4 protein-coding genes are annotated in these 3,239 nt (G+C 60.0%); all 4 read left to right on the top strand.

The features are described 5' to 3' along the window. The coding region (locus WA354_RS18780; RefSeq protein ID WP_472814550.1) for an alpha/beta fold hydrolase at positions 1-297 on the top strand (297 nt) is incomplete at its 5' end. A gap of 60 nt (positions 298-357) precedes the next feature. Further along, entirely contained in the window at positions 358-1,143 is a 786-nt protein-coding gene (locus WA354_RS18775) for a TIGR03435 family protein (protein ID WP_472814549.1), read from the top strand. 131 nt (positions 1,144-1,274) lie between these two features. After that, positions 1,275-2,738, top strand: coding sequence for a bifunctional folylpolyglutamate synthase/dihydrofolate synthase (locus WA354_RS18770; RefSeq protein ID WP_472814548.1), 1,464 nt, complete (start codon positions 1,275-1,277; stop codon positions 2,736-2,738). Then, the coding region (locus WA354_RS18765; protein WP_472814547.1) for a lysophospholipid acyltransferase family protein at positions 2,735-3,239 on the top strand (505 nt) is incomplete at its 3' end. The genes WA354_RS18770 and WA354_RS18765, both read left to right, overlap by 4 nt.

Raw genomic sequence — 3,239 nt, 5'->3', positions numbered from 1 at the left:
AGCGACTCCTTCCGCGAATCCCGCAATGGATGGCATCTCGCCTTCGATCCGCAAGATATGGTTCGGTCGCAGCAAAACCTTGTGGGCGACCACTGGTCCGATTGGCTCGCTTCCGACTGCCGTGCGCTCATTCTCCGCGGCCGCGAAAGCCGCGTCACCTCGCTGGAGCACCTGGAGCAGATGGCAGAGCGCCGACCCCATACAAATCTCCTCATTCTCGACGGTGGCCACGCCCTGCACACCGACAACCCGGGTGCTTTCAACACGGTTGTTCGCAGCTTTCTCGACAACCTCTAAGTACTGCTCGAGCTTTCCGCTAACATAATCTTTCCGGCACTTTTGCCGGGAGGTCGCCCCGTGAAACTCCGAGTCCTTCTCGCGTTGCCGCTTCTCGCCGCTTGCGCGCTGGCTGCTCAAATGCCCCAGCCTAGCCCCGCATTCGAAGTGGCCACAATCAAGCCCGTCGAGTCCACTCCCAGATCACCACGCTACATCGTAATGGAGGGCCCACATCGGTTCGTCGAGAAGGACTACACGCTTAAACTGCTCATCGCCGCTGCATACAATCTCAACCCCAAGGCAGTTTCCGGAGGTCCACCCTGGATCGAGTCGGATCACTACGACATCCTCGCCCTCACTCCGGGCCAAGTTCAACCTTCGCACGATCAGCAGATGGCCATGCTGCGCACGCTCCTTGCTGAAAGATTCAAGCTCTCCTGGCATCACGAGCCCAAAGTTTTCTCCATCTACGCGCTCGAAATTGCCAAGGGCGGTTCAAAGCTCAAGCCAAGCACCGCTCCGGCGACCGACCAGCCGGCGCTCATCAGCACCGTTTATCCGCAGCGCATTCTGATGCCTGCGCGCAATGCCTCCATGGCTGACTTTGTATCCGTGTTGCAGCGTGCCGTCCTCGATCGCCCGGTTGTCGACAAGACCGGTTTGACCGGTAGATATGACTTCAACCTGGAGTGGGCCCCAGACGAAAGTCAATTTGGCGACGATGTCGGGGCGGCGCCTTCTGATACTCCTGTTCCACCCTTCTTCACGGCGATCCAGCAGCAGCTCGGACTCAGGCTCGAAGCCACCCGCGGCCCCATTCAGACCGTCGTCGTCGACCACGCCGAGCGCCCTTCCGCCAACTGAGCTAATCGCGCTTTGAGATTTGCTACTTCTGGCTTCGCCAAATCCCGGCGCGAAAATGCTTAACCTATTCTGATTCTGTACCAAGGTAGGCGCTAGAAGCCGGAGCTTGTGGCTTCTATACTGAAGCTTCCATGTCTTACCAGTCAGCTATCGATCACCTGGCCGCCATGGCGCCGGAACTGGCCACGCAAACAGGGCAGACGCGTCGCAAATTCTCACTCGAGGAAGTCGCAACCCTCCTGGTGGCCCTTGGCAATCCTCAACGCACCTTTCCTTCGGTCCTCATCGCCGGCACGAACGGCAAAGGTTCAACGGCTGCCACGCTCGGGTCCATCCTTAGTGCTTCCGGCCTCCGCACCGGCCTCTACACTTCGCCGCATCTCGCGCGCCCCAACGAGCGCATCCGCATCGACGGCGTCGAAATCTCCGACGCCGACTTCGCAAAAGGCTTCTTTCGCGTCCGCGCCGCCGGGCAAAAGCTGGTGGAAGAAAAGAAATTGGCGCAGGCGCCAAGCTTCTTCGAGACCCTTACCGCCATGGCCTTCCTGCACTTTGGGGAACCTGCCATCGAAATCGCGGTGCTTGAAGTGGGCCTGGGTGGACGTCTCGACGCCACCAACGTTGTTGACCCCCTTCTTTCGGTCATCACCGACATCTCGCTCGATCACATGGAGTGGCTCGGCAACACCATCAGCGATATCGCCCGTGAGAAGGCGGGCATTCTGCGCACAGGCGGTACGCTCGTCACGTTGCCTCAACACCCAGAGGCCAACCAGGTTCTGGCCGAAGTTGCCATGTCTCTCTCGGTGCTTGGCGTCAGTGGAGTTCCCTATATGCCGCCCGCCGACCTGCGTTTGTCGGGTGATGCAAACGAGGATCCTGCGCTAACATCAGCGCAGCTCGTACGCGACACCGATGAAAAGCATTCCTATAAGGTTGAAGTTCTGGGCCAGGTCATCGAGGTTGCCTCCCCACTTCGAGGAGCGCACCAGCACCGGAATATCGCCCTGGCGATCGCGGCCGCCGTTGAGCTAGCCATCAGCCACGGATTCCCGGTGACGGCGAAATCCATCGCGGCAGGCATCCGTAATACCAGCTGGCCCGCTCGCCTTGAACGTCTTTCAGTCGAAGATCCAGCTACGCACCACGTAGCGGAGTTCATTCTCGACGTGGCGCATAATCCGGCCGGTGCATGGGCACTCCGTGCCGGACTGCGTGACATGCTGCCGAGCCATCAGAATCTCGGCACACTTGTTTTCAGTTGCCTTCGCGACAAGCCTGTTATTGAAATGGCCCACATCCTCTTTCCGGTTTTCGACCAGGTGATCTTCGCGCCCATCAGCAGCACCCGCGCCACTCCGATGCGCGACCTGCTCGCGGCTGCAGCTTCCACTGGAACTCCTGCGTTTGCCGCGTCCTCTGTCAACCAGGCTATCGAGCTCTCCATTGAGTATGCCGAAGCTCATCCGAATGGCCCCATCGTCGTTTCAGGCTCTGTTTACCTTGTCGGCGACGTCCGCACTCGCCTGCTGGCCCGATCCGCAGCCGCCGCAGCTGCAAGCAAGACCGCCGAACGCGTAGGCCAGCTTCCGTGACCCGTCTCCGTCCGCCTGAACCGTTGCCCCGTCTCTATCGCTGGCGTACCAATATTCTGCAGGCTCCACTCTTCTTCATCTGTACTGCCGTATGCGGCAGCCTCTCGCTCATGGCTTCTCTATGGGACAAAAGTGGCCGCCTCCAGCACCGTCTCGCGAGGATATGGGCTCGCGGCGGCGTCAAAATCTCTGGCTCTCGTCTCATCGTGCGTGGCGCTGAGAACCTCAGAAAGCACCCCGTCGCAGTGTATGCAGCCAACCACACGTCCTATATGGACACGCCAGTCATTTTCTCCACGCTGCCTTTCCAGTTCCGCATCCTTGCCAAAAAGGAGCTGTGGACGATGCCCTTCATTGGCTGGCACCTGAACCGCTCAGGCCAGATTCCGGTCGACACTGTCAGTTCCAGCTCCACCGTGTCCAGCCTTGGCGCCGCCGTTCGTGCCCTCCGCGCCGGCATGCCGCTCTTCGTCTTTCCTGAAGGTGCCCGCACCCCCGACG

Source organism: Occallatibacter sp. (assembly GCF_049802275.1).
In the GTDB taxonomy this organism is placed as follows: domain Bacteria; phylum Acidobacteriota; class Terriglobia; order Terriglobales; family Acidobacteriaceae; genus Telmatobacter.
Note: the sequence above shows the minus strand (reverse complement) of the source record. Positions and strands in the feature narration are given on the sequence as shown.

Coding starts and splice junctions, on each gene's coding strand:
- WA354_RS18770 (WP_472814548.1), top strand. CDS start 1,275: ATGTCTTACCAGTCAGCTATCGATCACCTGGCCGCCATGGCGCCGGAA.